Annotated in this window: 24 protein-coding genes and 1 pseudogene; 18 read left to right on the top strand and 7 right to left on the bottom strand. The window is 44.0% G+C overall.

Annotation, left to right across the window (positions count from 1 at the left end; all coding sequences use genetic code 11):
• Positions 1–34: 34 nt before the first annotated feature.
• On the top strand, positions 35–331 hold the full coding sequence (locus tag ACJJJA_RS13935; protein ID WP_444904997.1) for a hypothetical protein: 297 nt from the start codon (positions 35–37) through the stop codon (positions 329–331).
• Positions 332–604: 273 nt separating this feature from the next.
• Here the strand turns inward: ACJJJA_RS13935 and ACJJJA_RS13930 are convergent, their stop codons facing one another.
• Both ACJJJA_RS13930 and ACJJJA_RS13925 read right to left on the bottom strand, forming a co-directional pair.
• The gene (locus tag ACJJJA_RS13930) at positions 605–961 is read right to left on the bottom strand and encodes a hypothetical protein (protein ID WP_444884555.1); all 357 of its coding nucleotides are present in this window, start codon (positions 959–961) and stop codon (positions 605–607) included.
• A gap of 393 nt (positions 962–1,354) precedes the next feature.
• Entirely contained in the window at positions 1,355–1,924 is a 570-nt protein-coding gene (locus ACJJJA_RS13925; RefSeq protein WP_444904996.1) for a DNA-processing protein DprA, read from the bottom strand.
• Positions 1,925–2,365: 441 nt separating this feature from the next.
• Between ACJJJA_RS13925 and ACJJJA_RS13920 the strand changes: the two genes are divergently transcribed.
• The 9 genes from ACJJJA_RS13920 (at position 2,366) to ACJJJA_RS13880 (ending at position 7,998) form a co-directional block, all read left to right on the top strand.
• The gene (locus ACJJJA_RS13920; protein WP_444904995.1) at positions 2,366–3,067 is read left to right on the top strand and encodes a hypothetical protein; all 702 of its coding nucleotides are present in this window, start codon (positions 2,366–2,368) and stop codon (positions 3,065–3,067) included.
• 599 nt (positions 3,068–3,666) lie between these two features.
• A complete protein-coding gene (locus tag ACJJJA_RS13915) occupies positions 3,667–4,431 on the top strand; it encodes a substrate-binding periplasmic protein (protein WP_444904994.1) in 765 nt (254 codons plus the stop codon).
• Between the two features lie 357 nt (positions 4,432–4,788).
• Positions 4,789–5,616: a hypothetical protein gene (locus ACJJJA_RS13910; RefSeq protein WP_444904993.1), complete on the top strand. Its 828-nt coding sequence runs from the start codon at positions 4,789–4,791 to the stop codon at positions 5,614–5,616.
• Positions 5,617–5,759: 143 nt separating this feature from the next.
• A complete protein-coding gene (locus ACJJJA_RS13905) occupies positions 5,760–6,068 on the top strand; it encodes a D-Ala-D-Ala carboxypeptidase family metallohydrolase (protein ID WP_444904992.1) in 309 nt (102 codons plus the stop codon).
• 210 nt (positions 6,069–6,278) lie between these two features.
• Complete coding sequence (locus ACJJJA_RS13900) at positions 6,279–6,761, top strand: YcxB family protein (protein WP_444904991.1); 483 nt, start codon at positions 6,279–6,281, stop codon at positions 6,759–6,761.
• Between the two features lie 200 nt (positions 6,762–6,961).
• Positions 6,962–7,243 carry a 3TM-type holin gene (locus ACJJJA_RS13895; protein WP_444904990.1) on the top strand — a complete coding sequence of 94 codons (282 nt, stop codon included), beginning with the start codon at positions 6,962–6,964 and terminating at the stop codon, positions 7,241–7,243.
• On the top strand, positions 7,240–7,452 hold the full coding sequence (locus ACJJJA_RS13890) for a holin (protein WP_444904989.1): 213 nt from the start codon (positions 7,240–7,242) through the stop codon (positions 7,450–7,452). Before ACJJJA_RS13895 ends, ACJJJA_RS13890 begins: the two co-directional genes overlap by 4 nt.
• Before the next feature lie 19 nt (positions 7,453–7,471).
• Positions 7,472–7,765, top strand: a complete 294-nt coding sequence (locus ACJJJA_RS13885) for a hypothetical protein (RefSeq protein WP_444904988.1) — start codon at positions 7,472–7,474, stop codon at positions 7,763–7,765.
• On the top strand, positions 7,762–7,998 hold the full coding sequence (locus tag ACJJJA_RS13880) for a hypothetical protein (RefSeq protein ID WP_444904987.1): 237 nt from the start codon (positions 7,762–7,764) through the stop codon (positions 7,996–7,998). The genes ACJJJA_RS13885 and ACJJJA_RS13880 overlap by 4 nt, the downstream gene beginning before the upstream one ends.
• Here ACJJJA_RS13880 and ACJJJA_RS13875 read toward each other — a convergent pair.
• The 3 genes from ACJJJA_RS13875 to ACJJJA_RS13865 all read right to left on the bottom strand — a co-directional run bounded on the left by ACJJJA_RS13875 (position 7,995) and on the right by ACJJJA_RS13865 (position 9,061).
• Positions 7,995–8,216, bottom strand: a complete 222-nt coding sequence (locus ACJJJA_RS13875; RefSeq protein ID WP_444904986.1) for a hypothetical protein — start codon at positions 8,214–8,216, stop codon at positions 7,995–7,997. The genes ACJJJA_RS13880 and ACJJJA_RS13875 overlap by 4 nt on opposite strands.
• A gap of 125 nt (positions 8,217–8,341) precedes the next feature.
• Positions 8,342–8,494: a hypothetical protein gene (locus ACJJJA_RS13870; protein WP_444925243.1), complete on the bottom strand. Its 153-nt coding sequence runs from the start codon at positions 8,492–8,494 to the stop codon at positions 8,342–8,344.
• Positions 8,495–8,680: 186 nt separating this feature from the next.
• Positions 8,681–9,061 carry a hypothetical protein gene (locus ACJJJA_RS13865; RefSeq protein ID WP_444904985.1) on the bottom strand — a complete coding sequence of 127 codons (381 nt, stop codon included), beginning with the start codon at positions 9,059–9,061 and terminating at the stop codon, positions 8,681–8,683.
• A gap of 1,644 nt (positions 9,062–10,705) precedes the next feature.
• Between ACJJJA_RS13865 and ACJJJA_RS13860 the strand changes: the two genes are divergently transcribed.
• The 6 genes and pseudogenes from ACJJJA_RS13860 to ACJJJA_RS13835 all read left to right on the top strand — a co-directional run bounded on the left by ACJJJA_RS13860 (position 10,706) and on the right by ACJJJA_RS13835 (position 14,117).
• A complete protein-coding gene (locus ACJJJA_RS13860) occupies positions 10,706–11,041 on the top strand; it encodes a DUF2489 domain-containing protein (RefSeq protein ID WP_444904984.1) in 336 nt (111 codons plus the stop codon).
• Between the two features lie 91 nt (positions 11,042–11,132).
• Complete coding sequence (locus ACJJJA_RS13855; protein WP_252082006.1) at positions 11,133–11,435, top strand: hypothetical protein; 303 nt, start codon at positions 11,133–11,135, stop codon at positions 11,433–11,435.
• Positions 11,436–11,558: 123 nt separating this feature from the next.
• Positions 11,559–12,404 carry a CPBP family intramembrane glutamic endopeptidase gene (locus tag ACJJJA_RS13850; RefSeq protein ID WP_444904983.1) on the top strand — a complete coding sequence of 282 codons (846 nt, stop codon included), beginning with the start codon at positions 11,559–11,561 and terminating at the stop codon, positions 12,402–12,404.
• 144 nt (positions 12,405–12,548) lie between these two features.
• Positions 12,549–12,947 carry a LexA family protein gene (locus tag ACJJJA_RS13845; RefSeq protein ID WP_444904982.1) on the top strand — a complete coding sequence of 133 codons (399 nt, stop codon included), beginning with the start codon at positions 12,549–12,551 and terminating at the stop codon, positions 12,945–12,947.
• Positions 12,922–13,485 (top strand): annotated as a pseudogene (locus tag ACJJJA_RS13840) (Y-family DNA polymerase). The gene ACJJJA_RS13845 and the pseudogene ACJJJA_RS13840 overlap by 26 nt, the downstream one beginning before the upstream one ends.
• Before the next feature lie 239 nt (positions 13,486–13,724).
• A complete protein-coding gene (locus ACJJJA_RS13835; RefSeq protein WP_444886447.1) occupies positions 13,725–14,117 on the top strand; it encodes a hypothetical protein in 393 nt (130 codons plus the stop codon).
• A gap of 328 nt (positions 14,118–14,445) precedes the next feature.
• Here ACJJJA_RS13835 and ACJJJA_RS13830 read toward each other — a convergent pair whose 3' ends face one another.
• Positions 14,446–14,892: a hypothetical protein gene (locus ACJJJA_RS13830; protein WP_444904981.1), complete on the bottom strand. Its 447-nt coding sequence runs from the start codon at positions 14,890–14,892 to the stop codon at positions 14,446–14,448.
• Positions 14,893–16,550: 1,658 nt separating this feature from the next.
• Between ACJJJA_RS13830 and ACJJJA_RS13825 the strand changes: the two genes are divergently transcribed.
• Positions 16,551–17,381: a glycerophosphodiester phosphodiesterase family protein gene (locus ACJJJA_RS13825; protein ID WP_444904980.1), complete on the top strand. Its 831-nt coding sequence runs from the start codon at positions 16,551–16,553 to the stop codon at positions 17,379–17,381.
• 347 nt (positions 17,382–17,728) lie between these two features.
• Complete coding sequence (locus tag ACJJJA_RS13820; RefSeq protein ID WP_444884573.1) at positions 17,729–18,124, top strand: universal stress protein; 396 nt, start codon at positions 17,729–17,731, stop codon at positions 18,122–18,124.
• Positions 18,125–18,295: 171 nt separating this feature from the next.
• On the opposite strand, the gene nhaA is transcribed toward ACJJJA_RS13820, so the two are convergent.
• Positions 18,296–19,747 carry a Na+/H+ antiporter NhaA gene (nhaA, locus tag ACJJJA_RS13815; protein ID WP_444904979.1) on the bottom strand — a complete coding sequence of 484 codons (1,452 nt, stop codon included), beginning with the start codon at positions 19,745–19,747 and terminating at the stop codon, positions 18,296–18,298.
• Positions 19,748–19,879: the final 132 nt, after the last annotated feature.

Below are 19,879 nucleotides of genomic sequence, written 5' to 3'. Positions count from 1 at the left end.
CGGCGACTGCCAGAGCACCCGTCATGAGCCTCTGGTGCAATACTCCCTGGCTCCGGTCAGTTTTACCAACGAGAAAGGTTGCACGGTAGATACTGGCCTGTGGTTGGACCCATACATCGGCAACTTTTATATTCTGGCCTCTGATCTGGATGTTGAATACATCGTGCCACTTTCCAGGGCGCACGAGCACGGTGGTGCCAACTGGACTGTAGAGCTGAAGAGGCAGTTTGCCGAAGACCCTGAGAACCTCTGGTTAGTCGATGACGGCTGGAACCAGAGCAAGGGCGACAAAGGCTCGGACGAATGGATGCCGCCCTATGAGCCAGTCTAGGCCATCTATGTTAAGCGCTTTATGGCGATAGTTGAGATGTATGGGCTAAAGTTCTAACGGAAAGAGTTAGCCCAAATGTTGGCATTCTTGGGAGAGTAGGCGATTGTCAGATCTCGGAGTTCATAATCTGCTCTATTTATTAGAGAAGCGGCCTCCCCTTATTGTGTAGGCTGCTTCTCTTAAAATAAGCTCATCAAGTGGGAGCATTCAACCTGTTGAAATACTCCTCATTATTAGTGGTATCGTGAAGTTGTTTGTGGTTATTGATAGCTTTTACCAAGAGTATTTGAAGTCTATCCACTCGCCATTGTCATTACAGTAGGCGTTAACGTCGCAATAGTTCTTACAAATCGAACCTCTGCTTATATTAATTATTGTACCTTCATGATGTGCTGCTTCAACATCTCCAAGCCAACAATCTTTTCCGGTTCTGTTGGTGGTATCAATCTCAACTTTATAGGTGCTGGATCTAAATCCTGAAGTTGTTTCCTTTATGACCCCAGTGCATTGATATAGCTCTCCCTGAAAAACAAAGTGGTGTGACAGTTGTTGCGATGGGCAGGTAGCGCTGTTGGCCATTGTAGTGACAGAAGATAAAACTACGGCTGCCAATAATTTTATTTTTAACATCAATAAATCCTTTTTTGATTAAAAGCTTGTATCAAGTCTTGTTTTTTTATTTAAAACAACATTAAGTATTTTCCTTTGCGGGAGGTGTTGAGTTCAAGTTATGAAGATATAGTTTGTGCTGTACTACCGGTAATATATGGGCACAATGGTGCCAATTGGATGTGATAGTGAGTAGATTCGTAGATAGAGATAGCTAGAACAATTTATGGGCAGCGCTTTATGGCGATAGTGGAGAAGTATGGGCTGGAGTTCTCGGAGGAGGAATCAGCCCAATAACTGGCTCTCTTAGAAGAGTAGGGTAGTTACAGCTCTAGGAGATCGTAGTCTGACTTAGTTCTTAGGGCTGTCGCCTTCCCTTCATTGATGAGTTTCATTGGGCCCTGACTGTTTAGCCTAGTGAATCCTCAGGGTTATGAGGGGCAACAGCAAAGAGGGGGTGGGGGCCTGCAGGTAGAAATCTACATGTTTCATAGTCCCGCTTGATGCCGCAGACTCCACGATGACAGAAGATTGAGACAGGCCAACTTGAATCCTGTTTCTTGCTACAAAGAAGTGTCTTTGGGGTGATACGTCTTCAGGGTGTTCGGATACCCAGAGGCCTCCAGTATCGAGTATTCGCATTGCTAGCTTATAGTTTGCCCGAGGGTTTGCAGTGTGCAGGCCATGGGCAAGCACAGGGATAGTGTCTCCCCCGGCTGCCAGGGCGCCCTCATGGGCTACGGCATCAATCCCCAGGGCTAGTCCGCTTATGACAACATTGCCCTTAGTGGTGATGTAACCTGCGATTCTTCGAGCAATCTCCAGGCCGTTTGGAGAAGCGTTTCGAGATCCAACAATCGCAACGCCTGGCCGATTTAGTAGGCTGACATTGCCGCGGGCAAACAGTGTTGCCGACGGATTGGGAGTATCTTCCAGGCCGACTGGATACTCTGGATTGCCGCGTTGAATCTCAACTATTTCCATTAAGAAGCAGTTTTGCAGAGAGCTAGTGTTAAAACTAGATGCTTAGGGTTATTGCCCCCGCGATATGGATGGTACTCAAAAAGATATTCTACGGACATGCCAAAATCCTTGTAACACTTTACATCCTAGTGAAATTTGATCGTAAATATACAGCGGAAATTTAAATCATAAAAACTGGATTTATTTTGGTTAAGCTTCTTGGTTTGGTGCGTTTTGTTTTTGCGTTGAATCATCGGCGGGCTTATCTATTACTTCATGAGTTGCTAAAGTTTTTCGAGTTGCTTTTCGTTGTAGTGATCATATTGATGTTTTTGTACTAGTGTACAAAAGGCTGAAAAACCTTTTGAAAGGAAGGGTTTCTTTAGTCTAAAAAAAGTTTTACTTTTTTGTTTGTCTGTGTATTCTTCGCACTCTGTTTTAAAGTGTTAAATGGATTTATTGATGAATAAAATAATTAAAATAACCTCTGCGGTATTAGGGTTAACAATTTCCTCGGCTGTATTTTCTGCAACGTGTTCTACAAGTGGGTATGATCCAAGCAGCTATCCTAAGGGAAGCGAATATCCAGCTGTGGGTGTACCGACAACTTTTTATCACGATACCCGCCATGTTGATTACAGCGGGAAAAAGGCAACCTTCTCAACCTCTACCGGATTTATGGGATGGGATGAGTATAATTATCAGGATTTTAAATGGAGAGCCAAAGAGTCCATTACATTTACGACCAGAGGACCACACTGGGTGACAGTTAGAGATCCTTTGTCAGCCAAAACAATTTGTAATGACGTTTCGGTTCAAAATAAACCTAAAATGAGTTTGCTTTCTTTTAGTTCATCTAATAGAACAGCAAAAATAAGTTATACCGTAGATGAGTATTCCAAGTTTGCCAAAGAAAACAAGTCTATGGCAATTGTATTCCGCTGGAGGTCTGATTTCTATGGGACAACTGGTAGCGCTGGAGGAGTCACTATCAATGGCTTAAGTGGTACTGTCACCGGAAATATATCAGTTCCTGGTGGCGATGATCTCTATGAAATTGATGCCGTCCTATCAGATGGTACTTATACTGCGGCGGTAAACCTGGGCTATATTAGAACTCAGGGCGATTCTAATCGGCCATGTGAACGCTGCAATAAGAACTAGATTACACAAGGCTATGAAAATTTCACTCTAGTCAAAAGAGTGTTGTGTGCTGGGTTGACCTTTTGTGAGAACGAGTCAGCCTAGCAACCAGTCTTTTTGGGTGAGTGAGGTACACCTTCAAGCACTCTTCCGGGAGTATCCTCCATTTTCTCATTCAGCACCCATGTTTCATGCATACCCTTACTTCCAGTGCGGAACGGAATAGGCGCCGAATTCATTCTTTTTTTATTCTGTATGTTTACACAGTATTTTGGCTCCGTTACTTCCGAAGATGGGAATTGCAGGAGGTGGCAAAGGTGGCAAAAAAATTGGTAGATAGCATTAAGATTCTACGCCAAATCATTGAGTCCAGCATAGAAGTGGGCTACAAGATGCGAGAGAGGCTTTAGCAGGGATGAGGAAAGGCCCTTTCCCTTCCAGTTAATTAAGTACAATTTTTTATTATACCAATTTGCTCTGGCCATTGGCGCCTTAATTATTAAGCCTTATTAACAGTTAAAGTCGATTGTATTCGATATCGTATTTTTACATAGTATCTATGTTTTGGCCTAACCTGCTATTTAAGTATTAAGAATTTCCTGCTATTAAGGAGTTTTACTATGCGAAACAAGACCTTAAAGCTGCTAGTCTTGTTCCCATTATTGCTTGGGTTACCTTTATTCGCTAATACGTCGGAGTTAAAGGTCGCTATAGCTAATGATGCACCTCCTTATGTTGCTGATAACGCGAAGAGCGGGCTCGAAGTCGAAATAATCCAGCAGTCATTACCTGGGTATTCAATAAAATTCTTGCAGATGGGTTGGGGGGATATTCAAAATGCTATTAAAAATGGCATAGCAGATGCTGAGACAAATGTGTATGAGCATGGCGAGACGGGTGGCCATTTTTTCTCAAAGAAATATGTTGGATTTGTTAATTACGCAATTAGCCGCAAGAGTGAAGATATTAAAATAGATAATGTGAACGACCTTGTAGGGCACCATGTCATTGCCTGGAAGGGGGCTTACCTGGATCTAGGGCCAGAATTTGAGCGCCTTTTCTCGCCTGGAGGGGCAGGTAGCAAAAATTATGTCGAGATACAGGATTCACGAGATCAGGTCCGGGATTTCTGGCAGAACGAAGATTCTATTGCCATTATCGATAAGAGTATTTTTGCTCGCTTCTCCATGAAACAGGGGCACTCAATGGATGAGGTGGATACTCATAAAGTCTTTTTACCGGTTTCGAAATTTAAAATGGCGTTTAAGGATGAAAAGACCAGAGATGAGTTCAATAAAGGGCTGGCCCGTCTTTGTTCTACAGGTGAATATGCAAAGCTTCTTAGGAAACATGGCATTTCGGAAAAAGCGAATATCTGCGAATGAGCTGGTGATCTAGAGGCTTTTAGGATTTACTGGCACGCTAATTTCTACTCTGTGCATATATAAAACTGTATTTATTGACAGCTAGCCATCAAAAGAATAATCTTGGGCAAGCTGTCGAGTTGTATGTATAGCGACCGATCATCCTTTCTTAAACCGGCCCCTAAGCCGGTTTTTTTGTGTTTATTATTTAATAAGCTTTACTGTCGTTGATAAGCTTCTGTAGGCTTTAACTCATACTTTATATGTTTTTTGATTAGATTTTTCGAAAAGTGTGATCAGGTACTGGGTTTTGATGTGTGTTATAAGGTTAACTTTCTTCTCGAGCGGTTAATTCAATTTATTTTTCAGTGAATTTTTATGTTTTTTAGAAATACCATTAAAATAGTAGCTGTCTCTGTGGCTCTATTAGCCTTCGGTACGCAAGCAAAAACTTTCAAGTATGAACTTCAAGATCTACATTCATCTAACGGTGAAATACAGTATCCTGGCCTAAATTTGAATGGCGCTAGTTCTGTGATTTTGACCGTTGATCAAGCGAATCATTCAGTACCCGCAATGCTTACTTCGTTAGAAATTAATTTTCCTCATGCGCCCGGTTTGTTAATAGGTAATTTCAAGGCAGATGATCAAGGTTGGAGATTTTATTCTACCGTCGATGATGTTTGGGTGTATCGTCAGCTTGATATTGCAGTAGATGGTTTCAATGCTGGAAATCCAAATAATGCAATGGTTCACATTGAAGGCTTTGTCTCTGAAGTTGAAAATTTTATTGGGGAAGAGCGTTCACTAAATTTTGAGCAAAGACTATTTTCTGTTCATGGACAATTAGTTGATGCGACTCCAAGCAAAGTTGTTGATGTCAAATCGTTTACAGTTGATGGCAGTCAGGTTGAGTTGTCGCTTAAAGATAATCCAGCTGTTGATCCAAATTCAAGCAATGGTGATATGGCATTTGTTATCGAATTGCTGTGGTTTGGAGAAGGGAAAGAAGTTTTTCATTTTCACGCACCCTACGGCGATGAGTCAAAGTTTTTTGAGGCATACAAGCTAGAAGTCTCAACAATGCCTGGGCCTGATGGTGATGAAACAGCTGTCAGTATTAAAGCTAAAGACGCGCAAGGTATGGAGTTTGAAACACATCATATTTATCTTAAAGATATGCTGAGGGAAGCTTACGAGCTTTAATCGCATCCTTATTTTTGATTTAAGCTTTAAGATACGCTGTTTATTTAAATCAGTTAAAAAGTATTAGTAAAATCGTTCTGTAGCGACACTAATTTTTAAAAATTAACCCGCCCTGTGCGGGTTTTTTTATTTCTGGTGCTTCCATGTTTGATAATGACTATTTCACAGAGTTGGAATTGGCCTGTCGTTGTTGTGGCAAAAATTATTTCAAAGATGAAACGCTCAGGCGCCTGATCCAAGTTAGAGAGCGCTTTGGCAAGCCGATAATTATTAACTCCGGTTACCGCTGCCCAGTTCATAACGCTCGATTAAACGCCACCATGACCCATACCACCGGGCAGGCTATTGATGTTCAGGTGGCGTCAGGCAGGGCCTACCGGTTAATTAAAATCACCCCGGAGGAAGGTTTCACCGTTATAGGGGTATGGCAAAAGGGGGCATTCAAAAGGTGATTCCTTCACCTGGATGACCTTGAATCAATGCCGGGCGAGCGTACCCGCCCTACAGTTTTAAGTTACTAGCCGTCCCGCTGAAGTGTATAAAATTTGTTCGGCAGTCTGATTTGAAAGATTACTTTGGAAAACTGACGCGGAATTGCTTCCGAGGCAGTGATCAGGATAATAGTGGTCAGGATCATCAGTATATAAATGTTAGCAATAAGTATGAATAAAATCGAAGTTAAGATAACACCCGATGATTACTATCATTCCCAATGGGTTCATCAGAAGCTTAGTGTAAGCAAATTTTTTATCATTACGCTTTTAACAGTCTGGCTTGCCTATTTTTTATATAGTGCTTTAAACGTTGAATTATCAATCGCCGTTGGTAGTGCCTCTGGCTGGCTACTTTGGTATTTTGGCTATTATTTGGTCTATCTGCGCTACAAGTGTAATAAAATTTATCGGCAGCAAAAGAGCTTAAATCTTCCAGCTCAATTCGAATGGGATCGTGAGGGCATTAACGCAATTAACGAAAGAGGGGTAGTAAAAATCAAATGGTCAGACTATGTCAAGTGGCGTGAAAGCAAGCGGATTATCATGCTTTATCAGTCAGATTTGATTTTTAACATTATTCCTAAATCATCATTTGAAAACACAGACCAGGAAAATGACTTTTTATCAAATCTGCAAAACATCAGCAGCTAATAAGACTAAGCACAATCGACCACTTCTTTATTATTTTGGGCTGACACCTTTTTGGTACTTCTGCGTTTTGGGAGTATAAATAAGCTACCTTGCGATTGTTGTCTCTAGCAGGTACCTAACCATATAAACCGGCCACTGAGCCGATTTTTTTACGTAAGGCATTCCCAGGTAAGACAGAAGCCAACCGCTTAAAGGCACAGGTGGATTCAAAGTTAATCTCAATGGACCTGGAGGAGTTGAGAGCGGCTACCCAGGTAATCACTGCAGAAGCTGGAGGAGAGTCATGGCTACAAAGAAACTGGCGGCCAGTAACAATGCTCACATTCGTGGGGCTGACCGTCTTTCATTGGTTGGGGTGGGCAGCGCCAAACCTCAGCGAGAACCAGACTCTCGCCCTTCTGGAAATAGTAAAAATCGGCCTCGGAGGTTATGTGGTGGGGCGCAGCGTTGAGAAGGCAACTGTTGCCTGGAAGCAGTCATGACACTTCAGGATGCTCTGAGAGAAATAGCGGATAAGGCTGGCTATACGACTGCTATTGGTGCCGGAGCTTTCGCGGGTTGGCTCGCAAACAACTGGCTTAGCTTTTCTGGTGTGCTGATAGCTGCAGCAGGTTTAATGGTTAATTGGTATTACAACCACAACCACAACCACAACCACAACCACAACCACAACCACAACCACAAGCGCTAGAAGCTGCAGGGCGGGGACGATGGGCGTTAGTGTAAAGCTGGATACTTCAAAGTTTGATCAAGCATCTGCTGAATTAAAAAAGCAATTACCTTATGCCAGTTCTGTCGCACTCAATAATGTGGCGTTACGAATCCGGGGAGAAGAGGGTGCAGCTATGGGGCGTGTATTTACAAACCCAGCAAAGTTAACGCTGAACTCCGTATTGGTAAAGAAAGCCACGAAGCGTTCAGGTATTGCCAAAGTCTTTATCCGTGATCAGGTTTCCAACGGTACTGCACCCGGCAAATACCTGGCCCTTCGGTCATGGATATGAACTGGAACGACAAGTGCTTTGAGCGAGCCCTTTGGCATATGGGTGTTCTGCCTGCTGGTATGTATGTGGTGCATGGCAAGGCGGCAAGATTAAACAAGTATGGGAATATCTCGGTCGGAGCCTATAAAAAATCCTGGCTGAATTGCGGGGCAGCTCTGGTACTGCTGGTGGTGCAGGTAGTTCGCAGGGTAAGAAGGGTAAATATTTCGTTGGCAAAGTTAATGGTGTCTTAGGAGTATGGAAGAGGGCAGGCGATAAATGCCGGCCAATGGTTAAGCCCATCCTGATTTTCCCCAAAGGTAAGCCAGATTACCGCAAACGTTTCCCTTTTATCCGAATAGCTGAAGGCATAGCGCGGCGTCACCTGCCGATTGAACTGAATAAGACCATGGACCATGCGATTGCGACGCAAAGAAACGTTGAGCGGGTCCTCCTGAGGGGACCAACACACGGGTGATTCGGACCGAGTTTTTTAACAGATATCTGAAATTTCATAGGGGGTTATACCTTGGCTGCTGATATCTCTTTTGATGATCAGCCCACTCAATCGGGTTTTGTATGTCTAGTTGGTGCTTCTCAACCTGCTATTGCCAGCACTACAAAGCTCAGCTTTTTACGGTAGGTGCCAGTTTCAGAGTTTGGCTGCGAGCGGCTGCGAACTACCGCAACCACCTTATCCATTGCAGATCCAAGCACCGCCACGATCACCGTCAGCCAGCTAAGCAGCATCACCGGCCCAGGCCCGTCCGCACAAATCACCATATAAGCAGGAAAAAATCATGAGCAACACACCGAATAACGGCATCCCCTACGCCCAGAAAGGCACCCTAGACCCCGCCCTGGATACTGCTGCAGCTGGAAATAGGGGGTATTTTTAGCGGAACCGAAAACTGGCCTTTTAACCCTGTACGGTACTTAGTTAGCTGCGCTGGTTGACAGAGTATTATAGTGGTTTTGTCTATCTCTAAAGATGACTTCTAAAAGGGCAGCTAACTTCTTTTGAAGCCGCTGAAAATGCTCTTGATCCTTATCCGAAATCCCAACCGACTGCGCGGCAAGCTTAGTTGATTTCCTTAGGTCTTCAATCAGCCTATGTACTTCTGGCCCGAAATGCAGGGCCAGTTTCTCCAGCTTGTCATCAACTTTATTAAAGCGCGTGATGAAGGCTTCTTTGGATTTTGTAACTTTGCGGTCTGAACTATCGCCTTTTCTTATTTTCTCGAACTCCGTTAGAAGGCGGTTTAGTTTCGACTCCAGGCCATGTATCAAAAGCACGGCGTTTTCATATGCCTTCATCTTATGGTCGTAAGGGACTTTTCTCTCAGGAACTCCGCCATCAAACCATTTTTAATGGCTTTATTACCCGCCAGAATATAAAAGCGCTAATTAGGAATAAGGCTATCGTGACAACGGCAGTGCGAATGATTTTTGTTCCAAGTTCGAATTCGTCCATGATTTTTCCTTAAAAGGGGGATGTCGTCGTGCGGCTGGAGGTATAGCTGAGTAGGGCCGCTGATCTTGTAGGCAGTTGAAGTGGTCAACCCTCTAGCCTTACATAGTTCCATTGCGGCTATGACCATTCCGAGTGGGTGAGGATGGTTGTGATAGGAGGAGATAGCCTATTAAAGCAGTAAATAAGCACTTGAAAACCTCGAGTCGCAACACGAGGTTTTTATTGACCTGGCTTTAGCGGCTAATAACTAGCCTTGCCCAGGCTCTGGTCTGACTCCGCCTGTCCCACCTTCTACTGTCCCAGCTTTGATATCAGTTTCTACATTCATCATGTATTTCTTTTAACTAAAAAATAAAGAGCATTCAAAAAGGTTGGTGTGGAGTCTATGGAAACTTAAAGTATTCATGCGACTTCCATATGGCAATTATCAGGCCACCTGAAAATATCTAAAATCTATTTATGGGGCAATAGTTGTCTTAATTTATAAATCATTATTTTTAGTGCAATTGTACTTATTAGGTTGTTCTGGTAACTCTGCAGCAGGCCGCGAGGGCTGACTCAGTAGCGAGCTGTATTGTTGATGTGGTCAACCGCCTGGCCGTGCATCGTTCTATTACAGCTAGGGCGAAACCTAGTGGGTGAGCGTTTTATGGGCTGCCTTGGGGTAATCAGGCAAGTTGACTCGCTTTATATATCCGAGATAAAAACACCTTCATCTATCCACAGGAAAAAAGTACTAACCTTTCGATTTCTAAGGGGTTTTCAAAATGATATATAGCAGCGAAAATGTCGGGATATGATGTGGCTGCAATACATCCACATATGTACGCTGGTGCCAACTGTCAGTAGTCTAATGTTCCTACAGGATTTTTTAAATCGTTGCCGAAAGAGGTCTGTAGATATAGTGATGGGTGATATATTATAGCTGCTTTTGAATACACTGTTATAAGCTAAGGAATCGTTCCATGAAGCCAGCATTTCTACTTCTAATTTCGCTATTATCGATTCCCGCTTTTGGATAGATTGGTGGTGAATGGATAGCTGAGAGTACTATCAAAAACAGTTATGGTGAACCAGCGGATATCTTTGAGCTAGTCCTCATCAGAGATGGCATAGACGTGTGTAGTTATTTTTATGGTACAACGCGGAGTAGAGCGAAGATCGAAGGCTCCATTTTAGACGATATAAATGACCCAAAGGTGATCGGTACGTTTAAATCGAATGAAAATATGATTTTAACTCTATATAGTAACCATCAGGCACGACCTGTAAATGGATCGGTGAAAATTACCGATGATACTCTAATCTGGTCTGTGGGAAGCAAAGACTATCCACCAACGATTTGGCGCACTGCCGAGCTATCGCGCCGTAAATTGAAAGAGTATTAGCTTTTTACACTTAAAAAAATGTGCAGTAAAAGCTTATAACAAGCGTGTGCATTTGATCTTCGCTTTGCTGTGGCAAATGACTCGGGCATTAAGCATCCTATGGAAATTAGTCACGAGGAATATCTCGAAGAGAAGCGTAAGCGTGCCGTTGAATTCGCAAGCGGAATGATTGATGGCTCTATTCACTATCTTGAGGGGGCAATTGAACTTTCTTTACTAAGGTTTGAAGTCGGTCTGCCCGAAGATGATAAAGATTTTCTGGCAATTGCTGGTGTCGCTTCAGAAATCGATCATTTGCCGATCGGTACATCAAGGCAATATTGGTCTAATGAAGCCCTTGAGCGGCACGAGCCAGAAATACAGCAATCTATCAAGTGGGCAAAGGAAGTCTCTTTGTCAGAATGTATATCTATCGTAGCAAGGTTCAATACTTAGCAAGGCCAGGCAGTATCGCCAGCAAAACTGGCTGGACCCCGCTACACTCGCCCGCTGTTGGCGGCGTTATGTGTAAAGTAAGGTAGTACTAATGAGTATGGACAAAGAAAATATCTCAGACTTTTCTGGTAAATGTATTTCAATGCGTTTGACAGACTTGGAATGCAGTCATGATTTGCACAATCCACGCTTTGAATATCAAGGTGGAAAACTATTTATTGTTGGTGAGATTTCAGTTGGATGCAGTGAGTCAGGTTGGAATGCTGGTCATATTGGCGCAGCTGAATGGGCGCAAGTTAGAAGCTATATGCTTTTCGATGGTTTTAAAGCGTATACAAAAGCCATAAAAGTGTCTGAGTCGTATTACGAAAATAGTGAAGAGAAAAACTCATAAGGAGTTACTGCATCTGACCACTTACACTGCTCTCCCTTTGTGCTGCATGCTACGCTAGCACAAAGCGGCTCCATTCCGATGGTGGCTGAGTAAGGTGTTAGCCGTTGAACACACGGAGGTATGATGAGGGATAGAAACCAAGCATTAGTCTTTATCGTCTTGGTGCTTGCAATTAGTTGGAGCTTGGAGGCGTTCATCATCGCCAGCGGGGGTGTCAGGAATTTCGGCCCGCTTTGGATAGTCGCCCTGATGTGCATCCCTGGCTCTCTTTCAATAGCGCTGAGACTCATCCTGAAATCTGGATATGAAGATGTCAGCTTTCGGATCGGAAAGGGACGCTACTACGTCTATGCAGTCGCAATTCCATTCCTATTAGTATTGCTAACGGGTCTGGTATCTGCAGCCATCGATATCCGGCAATTCTCGCTGGTGTCATTGGAGCAACTGATCCAACTCAGCCCTGTTCTTCTGTCCGTCTTAGTGCTTGGCCTGATCGGCGCATTTGGGGAAGAGCTCGGATGGCGCGGATTCCTATTGCCAAAGTTGGTAAGTGGTGGTGTTAAGAACCCCTATCTCATCAGCGGACTTGTATGGGCGTCCTGGCATCTTCCACTCATTGCTTACGGAGGTTTCTACCAGACAGATTATACGTTGCTCATGGCGTTGATCTATGGCCTCGGTATTATCGCCATGAGCTTTGTATTCAGCGAGCTCAGAATGCGCTCTGGATCAGTCTGGGTTGCCACCATCGCCCACACTGCTCACAATTTCTTCTTCCAGTTCGCGGCTCCTGTATTGCTTTTAACGGAACCGGGTTCGCGTTCAAAGTTTTGGGATATGGTGGCCAGCGATACTGGTTTGTGTATTGCAGTGTTCTATGCTGTTGCGTACCTCGTTTTTCGTCATGTCGTTCGACGGGGCAAGGCTTTTGATCGGTGTTTATCGCCAAAAGCCCCGATAAATCAGTAGCGGGCCTTGGCGGGGGGAAGCCACCGGGGCCAGTGCCTTTGGTGGTTAGGGTTTGTCTTTCCTGCAAGGAGGTAGACCATGCCTTTGACCGCTCACGTTCAACAACTTCACCACGTTAATAATCTATGTGCCGGCCTGGAATAGGTGGTTGGCTGCCCCAATCAGAATGCGCGCACCGCCTTGCTGCAGCTGATTGGTGAGGAGGCGGCCTTCAGCCTGGATGAGCACATGAACAGCAAGCCGGCGGCGACCTTTATGGCGTGGGCAAATGGGGATTCCATGATGGGGCTCGGTATCTTCGACAAGGATTTGTTGATTGTCGATCGCTCGCTAAAGCCTACCCATGGCGATGTGGTGGTGGCCCTGGATGGGCAGCTGACCTGCAAGGTGCTGGACCAGCAGCAGGGGCGGCTGCTCTCTGCGAATGATGACTACGCGCCGATCCCTATTTGTGAGGGGCAGGAATTGATTGTGGAGGGGGGGGAAGGCTTCGGTGCGTTATCACCGGCCGCGCTGAATGCTGGTATTGGTGGACTGCAGTGAGCAGATATTCCGGCCCGATCTGCGCGGGAGCCTGGTGGTGGTGCTCTCCAATAACGATGGCTTTGTGGTGGCGCGCTCCAAGGAGGCGAAGCTGTTGGGCATTGCCGACTTGGAGCCTTTCGTTAAGGTTTAGCACCTGCTGGCCATCTTCTCCAGCAATTATCCCCTGTATGGCGATATCTCCCACCGGGTAATGACCACCCTGCGCGAGTTAGGCCCCAATGTGGAGGTTTACAGTATCGATGAGATGTTTTTGGATCTGCAAGGGCTGCAGGAGGATTGGCAGGGCTACGGCCGCAAGATCCGTAACACGCTCTGTCGTAATATTCGTATGCCTGTCGGAGTGGGTATCGCCCCCAGTAAAACCCTGGCCAAGCTCGCCAACCGCTCGGCCGAGAAGATCCCCAAGTGCGATGGCGTCTATGCATCGGATACTCCCGAGAAATGGCAGTGGGTGCAGCGCCGCACAGCTGTTTTTGTCATATCTATTCCTTCTGAAAGTATCTCTGTGGAAGCCTTGTCTAATTGGTTGATTTAACATTTTTCTGTAGGCTTTAAGTCGGTAAGCCATCCGCACAGAAATGGTCAGATCTTAGCTTTACCGTTTTGAGGGAGTCTTGGAGTTGAAAGGGAATATTTTGAACTCTGTTTTGAAAAAATGCAGCTGGCAAGAAATTGTACTTTTTTGGTGTTAAATCGTCTAATTTTTTCATTTTTTTGGGTGCGGTCGATTTGGGAATTATGTACACTTGGTTTTATTATTTTTAGGGAGTGATAATGAAAAATTTAGGCTTAATTGCAACTTTAATGCTTGCTTCAGTTCCAGTTTCAGCAAGTGACTCACTAGATATATGCTTAGTTACGGGGCACCCAGCATCAGATATAAAATACGAAAAGATCCAAAGAATTAAAATAGGTAAAAATTCTTATGGCAGTGTAACTGATGTTTTGCAGGTATTTGCTGATAAGGCTGATGCCTTAGGAGCTAATGCAGTAGTAAATTATGTCGGCTCTCAGCGTTTCGGATTTTGGCCTTGGCGTTTTGTTCGCCCAGTGGTAAGAGGTGAAGCTGTCAAGCTTTATTTTAGTAATGGTCAAACTTGCAGAGATATTGGTGGCGCAACGGTTAGAGAGGTTATTAAAACCAATAAAGAGCCTCATCACATTTAACTATACAATTGTTGTAATCTAAGTTTCGGTTATGGCTATCTTCTACTGTATCTTAGCGCAAAAGGTGTCAGTAGCCTCAGACAATTGAGTTGTGTGCTGGGTTTAATTCACTTCAGGACAATAGTTCTGAGTAGGAGTAGCCATATAGACGATGGGTTGAATCAGCAAAAAAAATAGCAGTGGCTCTTTGTTTATAGGGGACAATGGTGTCCAGAGAAAATTGAATATGCGGTAAGTATTTACATTGCCTACTTGAATCGCTAGATGGGAAGATTTCCCTTGGGGAGTGACTTGAGTTTTGCTGGACTGCTCAAGCCACTCACTTTGTTCACACGGTTAGTCTTGATGCAGATACGTATTCGATAAAGATATGACCGTTAACCCTTCCTATAGGGTCATAACCGTTGCACCAATACGAATATCCAATGTGAGGACGGTCGGGCCCATTACCTGCGGCACCTGGAGGGATGTCATCCATATCTATAATAAGAGACCAGGTGCGCTCCCGAGTACCATGCCCCACCGTTCGTGAGCATTTCCACTCAACTGGCGTATATCGACTAGTATCGCCTGAAGCCGTCATAGTTACCTCAAAATCATCCATTGTTAGGTTTAAGCCAGTTGCATCGTTAATTCGCGCTAATGCACGTGCTCTAGCTTTGTCCTCTTTGCCTCTTGCGGCAAACCCAGTGCTTGGTGGATTGTCTTGTAAGTCTTCGTCATGTTCTGTGAGTTGATAAGGTGGAATTTTTGTAGAGCCTCTTAAAGCAACCATTCGGAAACTCCTTGATTAAATAATTATTTTAAATGGCAGCCAGAATGCATTTTAGGCTGCCTCGAGAGGGTGCGATATTTGCCCCCAAGATGAATTTAATAACTTATTAGGAGACTTCTCTATCATGCGATACTTCACGATGTTTTTCTGCTTTTCACCTGAATAAGAGGGCAAAAGCTCTTAAATGTAAATTAATATTGTAGATCTACTAATAAATGTTACCCTTTACTTCAGCAGAGCAGCAAAGCTGTTATGCAGTCTCCTTACTCCATCGATGATATTCGTAATTGTACGATCGGGAGGTGAAAGATTGTTGCGAATTTAAACCGTCCAGGATGACTTTCTATAAAAGAAAGGGGCATGTCGAGATTACTCCCACCAGCGCAATTGCTCAGAATAAGGGAAGTTATATAGGAGGTTGATCGAATCAACAAAATATTCGTCCAGGAGGCGCTTCCAGTTGTAGTAATACACTAAGGGATGATCAAAGGCTCGCATACTGCCTGCCTTGATCTGAGAGCAGCATAGCACCACTGGGTATTTCTTGATATTCCCGGGCCATTACCAAGGCCTTTGTCGTTAATGTGGCATCTGCTTGCTTTAAGAGGGACCATTTGACGATGCATGTGAGTATGCAAATCTATGGTGGTTGCTAGGCAACACCAGTCTTAACCAAGCCCAGATATAGGTAATATCAACGCGCCAAATTTTGATTGGGCTTCTCTGCATTGAACTGGCGATTAAGTTCATTTGGCGTGTCTAAGTGCGCAATTATTTCCCTTCTGTATTGATGAGAGTTAGGAATACTTGCATACCAAACCGGTCTCACACACTTGCCTTCTAACTTTGAATCTCACGATTGATATCCCTGTCGATAAGGTAAATTGACGATTTTGTGGCTTTCTCCTGAGCTATGGCTGCGTTAGAAGGGCTCCGTGACTTGGGAGCGATGCTGCTTTTTAGGTAGTTCAGAGGAGTTTTTCCTTCTGCTATATTCGAAACGGTATGCCCGACATACTTAAATCACTTTGCGGGCCAGCTCCAAGCTAATCAGTCTCTCAGCGTGTGCGATTCTTCTCGTTGAGTACCAAGAGGGCGAGCTCCTTTTTAAACCTTTTTCTCTCTTACTGGGCTGTCAGTATGGCTTTAAGCTCTTAAATTTCTATTGCTCAGTTGTTAGCGCTTTATTTGCGGGTATGTCTCCATACGTTCTGTCTCATATCAAAATGTTGAAAGTTTAGTGGCGCTATAATCTATTTCTGGCGGATTTCTTAGGTGTCATGTTTAATTTGATGTCTCAATTTTGGCGAATATTTTTGCCTGAAATAGCATGGCGGCATTAGAAAATAGAAACTTGTGAGCTGGTACCTATTGTTGGGAGAAGTTGTAGTTGTACTAATTTAACGAGGAGGGTTAAGGTGGGGCTGGTTTGGAAAAATTATAACGCCTATGGCAATGATGTGAGTTAGCTGGTAAGGCTTGCTGGAAAATATTTAATTGTTGTTTAACTAATTCTGCTGAATTGGTTGTAAATAAAAGCCTAGTTGAATCTTGACAATTGCCTTGAGCAGCAGCGGTTTTGTTTGGTTTACGTGCGATGAAGATATTTTGACTATTTATTGAAAAGCTTCTCCTTTAACATGAAATGGGTTTGAAAGATGAAAATATTTATGCGTGCATTGGCTTTCTATGTTTTTTGTGTTGGATATTGTAATCAGGCATTTTCTATTGATATTCTCGCACATAGGGGGGCATCAGGTGAATATCCTCAAAGTACAAGGCTAGCATTTGATAAAGCATTGGAGCAAGGTGCCGATATATTAGAGTTAGATGTTCATCTGTCGAAAGACTATTTTGTCATCATTAATCATGATTCAGACCTAAAGGATAATGTTGGGATATCTGAAAAAATTGCGGATTTGACGCTGGGTGAAATTAAAACCCTTGATGCTGGTCACGAATTCACATTAGATAATGGCAATAGCTACCCTTTTAGGGGGCAGGGACTCACTCTGTTAACTCTCAATGAATTGTTTGAGCGTTACCCGGATGGCTATTTTAATATAGAGATTAAGCCCAATGATAAGACTCTTTCTGAGACTCTTTGGCAAGTCATTGCAGATTACCGTATGGAGCAGCAAGTTACTGTTGCTAGCCAGCATAGTAAAGCCATGAAGCACTTCCGTGAACTTAGCGGGGGTCAGGTTAGAACCAGCGCAACTATAGGTGAGCTTATCGAAGCAAGTCTTGCTTGGAGTACGGGTTTTGGCTGGGCTTTTCAGCCCAAGTTTGATGTTGCACAATTGCCATATAGTATTACGACCAAGCCCTATGTGCGCTTTTTTCAGAGAAAAGGAGTGGCTGTGGACCTTTGGACAGTGAACAATGAAGACCATATTGAGCGCAGTATATCATTGGGTGTAGATGGGATTATTGGTGATTATCCAGGCCGAATTTATCGAGCGCTTGTTGATGCTGGTGAGCGTTAACTGATCACTTTATTTTTAAAGGCTATGGAAGGTTGAAATGTAATAAATTTTAAAGTGAATTGGGACCTTATTGTGTTTTGGGTGCTCTAGTGATACTAAGTTGCTTCCAAGGTGACTTATTTGAGCCCCGATTCCTAATGAATTAAGTTCCTTCCTGTTTGAATAGTCTGGATCCATTTGCAAATACTGAGGTGCCGTATGAGTAGGCTGGAAATTGATGTATTTGGATTTTTTCTGGGTGCTTAGGAGGGGATTTCTGTGTGACAATGAATCTAGTAGTTGGCGTTTTTTGTTGATCGGCTGTTTTTAGTAGTGTTTAGTTATGATAATAAGGGGAGGGGGGTTAGATGTATAAAACAATTCTTTGCGCTATAGAGGCTTCCAAAGAAGGGCGCTTTGTGCTTTCTAGGGCAGTAGAACTTTCAAGGCAGCATGAAAGTAAGTTAATCGTATTAAATGTGCTTCCCTACAGTTTTTTGCCTAAGGATTATCAGCGAGAGCTTAAAGAGGATGCTATTCCGAAGTTTGAGGAGATAGTTTCAGATTTCGGTATCTCTAAGAAAAATAGACTCCTGAAAGTAGGCAAGCCCTATGAGGTGATTTGCAAGGAAGCTGAAAAAAGAAGTGTAGATTTAATCGTGCTCGGGACTCACTCTAAGAAAGGTATAAGCTCTCTAATAGGTTCTACGGCAAATAGTATCGTAAATTATGCTCATTGTGATGTGACTTTGGTGCGGATTTAATTGATACTGAATGTTGTTAGTTGAGTTATTCGATACCAAGCCTAGCCGGTGCTGTTATCTAAGTAATCGTTATGTGAGTAAATCTGAGCCGAGTAACTATTGATTATAGTTACTCGGCTCAGGCTGTACAATTTAAAGCGGAAATTTTAGGTCTACCACAAATCTACTCTGCTACGAGACGGAATGAGGCGGCAGTCCAGAATTTGAGCTCTCAGCTTCCTCTGCTTCCTTGAATTCATCCTCTTGCTCTGCAGAGATAGGTGCATTGCGTAGAACTAGAAAGCCGGCAACTCCGGCGATTACAGAAGCTAGTAGAATACCGGCTTTCGCCTGCACCAGAAGTTCGTACTGGGAGCTAAATGCCAGCTCGGCTATAAAGATAGACATAGTAAAGCCAATGCCGGCGAGTAATGCCACACCTACGATATGCTGAAAGTTCGCAGCCTTGGGTAGCTTGCCCCAGCCAAGTTTCCAGCCAATCCAAGTTGCACCTACAATGCCAATTAGCTTGCCAACAACCAAGCCGCTAATGACACCAAGTGTTACTGGGTTGAGCACCGCTGCTGAACTACTAAAGCTATCGAAAGGGATGCCCGCATTAGCCAGTGCGAAAATTGGAATTACTATAAAGCCCACCGGGATATGTAAGCGGGTTTCCATACGCTGTAGGGGGGACTGAGCTAGATTTACACCGTTACCCAAGGCCATTACACGTGCATGGAGGGCATCGTTTGCAATGATCTTATCACCGGGGCGAAAGTATCGATCGAAGCTGCGGATAATATCTTTAACAAAGGTGCTGAACGCTACGGGATCATACTTTGGTTTGGCAGGTAGTGCCATTGCCGTAATTACGCCTGCTAGAGTGGCATGAACGCCTGCCTTGTAAAGTCCGTACCAGAGCAAAATACCGGTAAAGACGTAGGCAGAGGAGCGGCGAACCCCGGCGGCATTGAGTAAGCCCATGATTGCAACTAGAAATCCGGAGGCCACTAAAGCGGTAGTGTTCACTTGCTCTGTATACCAAATAGCAATTACAAGAATTGCTCCTAGGTCATCTACGATGGCGAGGGCTACCAGAAAAGTTACCACAGCTCTTGGTACTCTGTTTCCTAGTAATGCTATACAGCCCACGGCAAAAGCGATATCAGTAGCCATAGGGATGCCCCAACCGCGTTCTGCGATGTCGCCACTGTTTAGGGAGCTATAAATCAAGGCTGGAACTACCATGCCGCCAACCGCTGCCATTACGGGCAGGACTGCTTGGCGTAGATCTGAAAGTTCTCCAACTAAAAATTCACGTTTAAGTTCTAACCCTACCAGGAAAAAGAATATGGCCATTAGGCCATCATTAATCCAATGATGTAGTGATAAAGAAAGCACCCAGTCACCAGTGCCAATGCTGACTGGCATGTGCAGCAGGTGCTTGTAAGCATCCTGTAGGGGGGAGTTGGCAACAATCAGTGCAACCATTGCAGAGAACATCAGTAAGATACCACTGCTGCTTTGGCGATGGATAAATTCTTCAAAAGGTGTAACCAGGCGGCCAAAGGCCTCCTCAAGCGGTGCCTCAAAGACTTTTCCTTTACGAATTTTGAATCTATCCAGAACACTTTTTGCCATCGGCTAATTGCCTCCTTTTATAAAGCTAAGCCCCACTAAATGCAGGGCTATTTCATGCCTATTCAAAGCAGAGGTTATCATGGTCATAGTGTCATTTTCTATATTTGGCGTGTTTTATTGAGTAGGGTGTAA

Source organism: Microbulbifer mixtoriginis (SeqCode), from assembly GCF_052466865.1.
This window is presented reverse-complemented; position numbering and strand designations above follow the sequence as displayed.

What these genes read in the sequence shown, in the direction of transcription:
- ACJJJA_RS13930 (WP_444884555.1), bottom strand. Translation starts at nt 961, where the DNA reads ATGTTAAAAATAAAATTATTGGCAGCCGTAGTTTTATCTTCTGTCACT.
- ACJJJA_RS13925 (WP_444904996.1), bottom strand. Translation starts at nt 1,924, where the DNA reads ATGGAAATAGTTGAGATTCAACGCGGCAATCCAGAGTATCCAGTCGGC.
- ACJJJA_RS13920 (WP_444904995.1), top strand. Translation starts at nt 2,366, where the DNA reads ATGAATAAAATAATTAAAATAACCTCTGCGGTATTAGGGTTAACAATT.
- ACJJJA_RS13915 (WP_444904994.1), top strand. Translation starts at nt 3,667, where the DNA reads ATGCGAAACAAGACCTTAAAGCTGCTAGTCTTGTTCCCATTATTGCTT.
- ACJJJA_RS13910 (WP_444904993.1), top strand. Translation starts at nt 4,789, where the DNA reads ATGTTTTTTAGAAATACCATTAAAATAGTAGCTGTCTCTGTGGCTCTA.
- ACJJJA_RS13905 (WP_444904992.1), top strand. Translation starts at nt 5,760, where the DNA reads ATGTTTGATAATGACTATTTCACAGAGTTGGAATTGGCCTGTCGTTGT.
- ACJJJA_RS13900 (WP_444904991.1), top strand. Translation starts at nt 6,279, where the DNA reads ATGAATAAAATCGAAGTTAAGATAACACCCGATGATTACTATCATTCC.
- ACJJJA_RS13890 (WP_444904989.1), top strand. Translation starts at nt 7,240, where the DNA reads ATGACACTTCAGGATGCTCTGAGAGAAATAGCGGATAAGGCTGGCTAT.
- ACJJJA_RS13885 (WP_444904988.1), top strand. Translation starts at nt 7,472, where the DNA reads ATGGGCGTTAGTGTAAAGCTGGATACTTCAAAGTTTGATCAAGCATCT.
- ACJJJA_RS13880 (WP_444904987.1), top strand. Translation starts at nt 7,762, where the DNA reads ATGAACTGGAACGACAAGTGCTTTGAGCGAGCCCTTTGGCATATGGGT.
- ACJJJA_RS13870 (WP_444925243.1), bottom strand. Translation starts at nt 8,494, where the DNA reads ATGCTGCTTAGCTGGCTGACGGTGATCGTGGCGGTGCTTGGATCTGCA.
- ACJJJA_RS13865 (WP_444904985.1), bottom strand. Translation starts at nt 9,061, where the DNA reads ATGAAGGCATATGAAAACGCCGTGCTTTTGATACATGGCCTGGAGTCG.
- ACJJJA_RS13860 (WP_444904984.1), top strand. Translation starts at nt 10,706, where the DNA reads ATGGAAATTAGTCACGAGGAATATCTCGAAGAGAAGCGTAAGCGTGCC.
- ACJJJA_RS13855 (WP_252082006.1), top strand. Translation starts at nt 11,133, where the DNA reads ATGAGTATGGACAAAGAAAATATCTCAGACTTTTCTGGTAAATGTATT.
- ACJJJA_RS13850 (WP_444904983.1), top strand. Translation starts at nt 11,559, where the DNA reads ATGAGGGATAGAAACCAAGCATTAGTCTTTATCGTCTTGGTGCTTGCA.
- ACJJJA_RS13835 (WP_444886447.1), top strand. Translation starts at nt 13,725, where the DNA reads ATGAAAAATTTAGGCTTAATTGCAACTTTAATGCTTGCTTCAGTTCCA.
- ACJJJA_RS13830 (WP_444904981.1), bottom strand. Translation starts at nt 14,892, where the DNA reads ATGGTTGCTTTAAGAGGCTCTACAAAAATTCCACCTTATCAACTCACA.
- ACJJJA_RS13825 (WP_444904980.1), top strand. Translation starts at nt 16,551, where the DNA reads ATGAAAATATTTATGCGTGCATTGGCTTTCTATGTTTTTTGTGTTGGA.
- ACJJJA_RS13820 (WP_444884573.1), top strand. Translation starts at nt 17,729, where the DNA reads ATGTATAAAACAATTCTTTGCGCTATAGAGGCTTCCAAAGAAGGGCGC.
- nhaA (WP_444904979.1), bottom strand. Translation starts at nt 19,747, where the DNA reads ATGGCAAAAAGTGTTCTGGATAGATTCAAAATTCGTAAAGGAAAAGTC.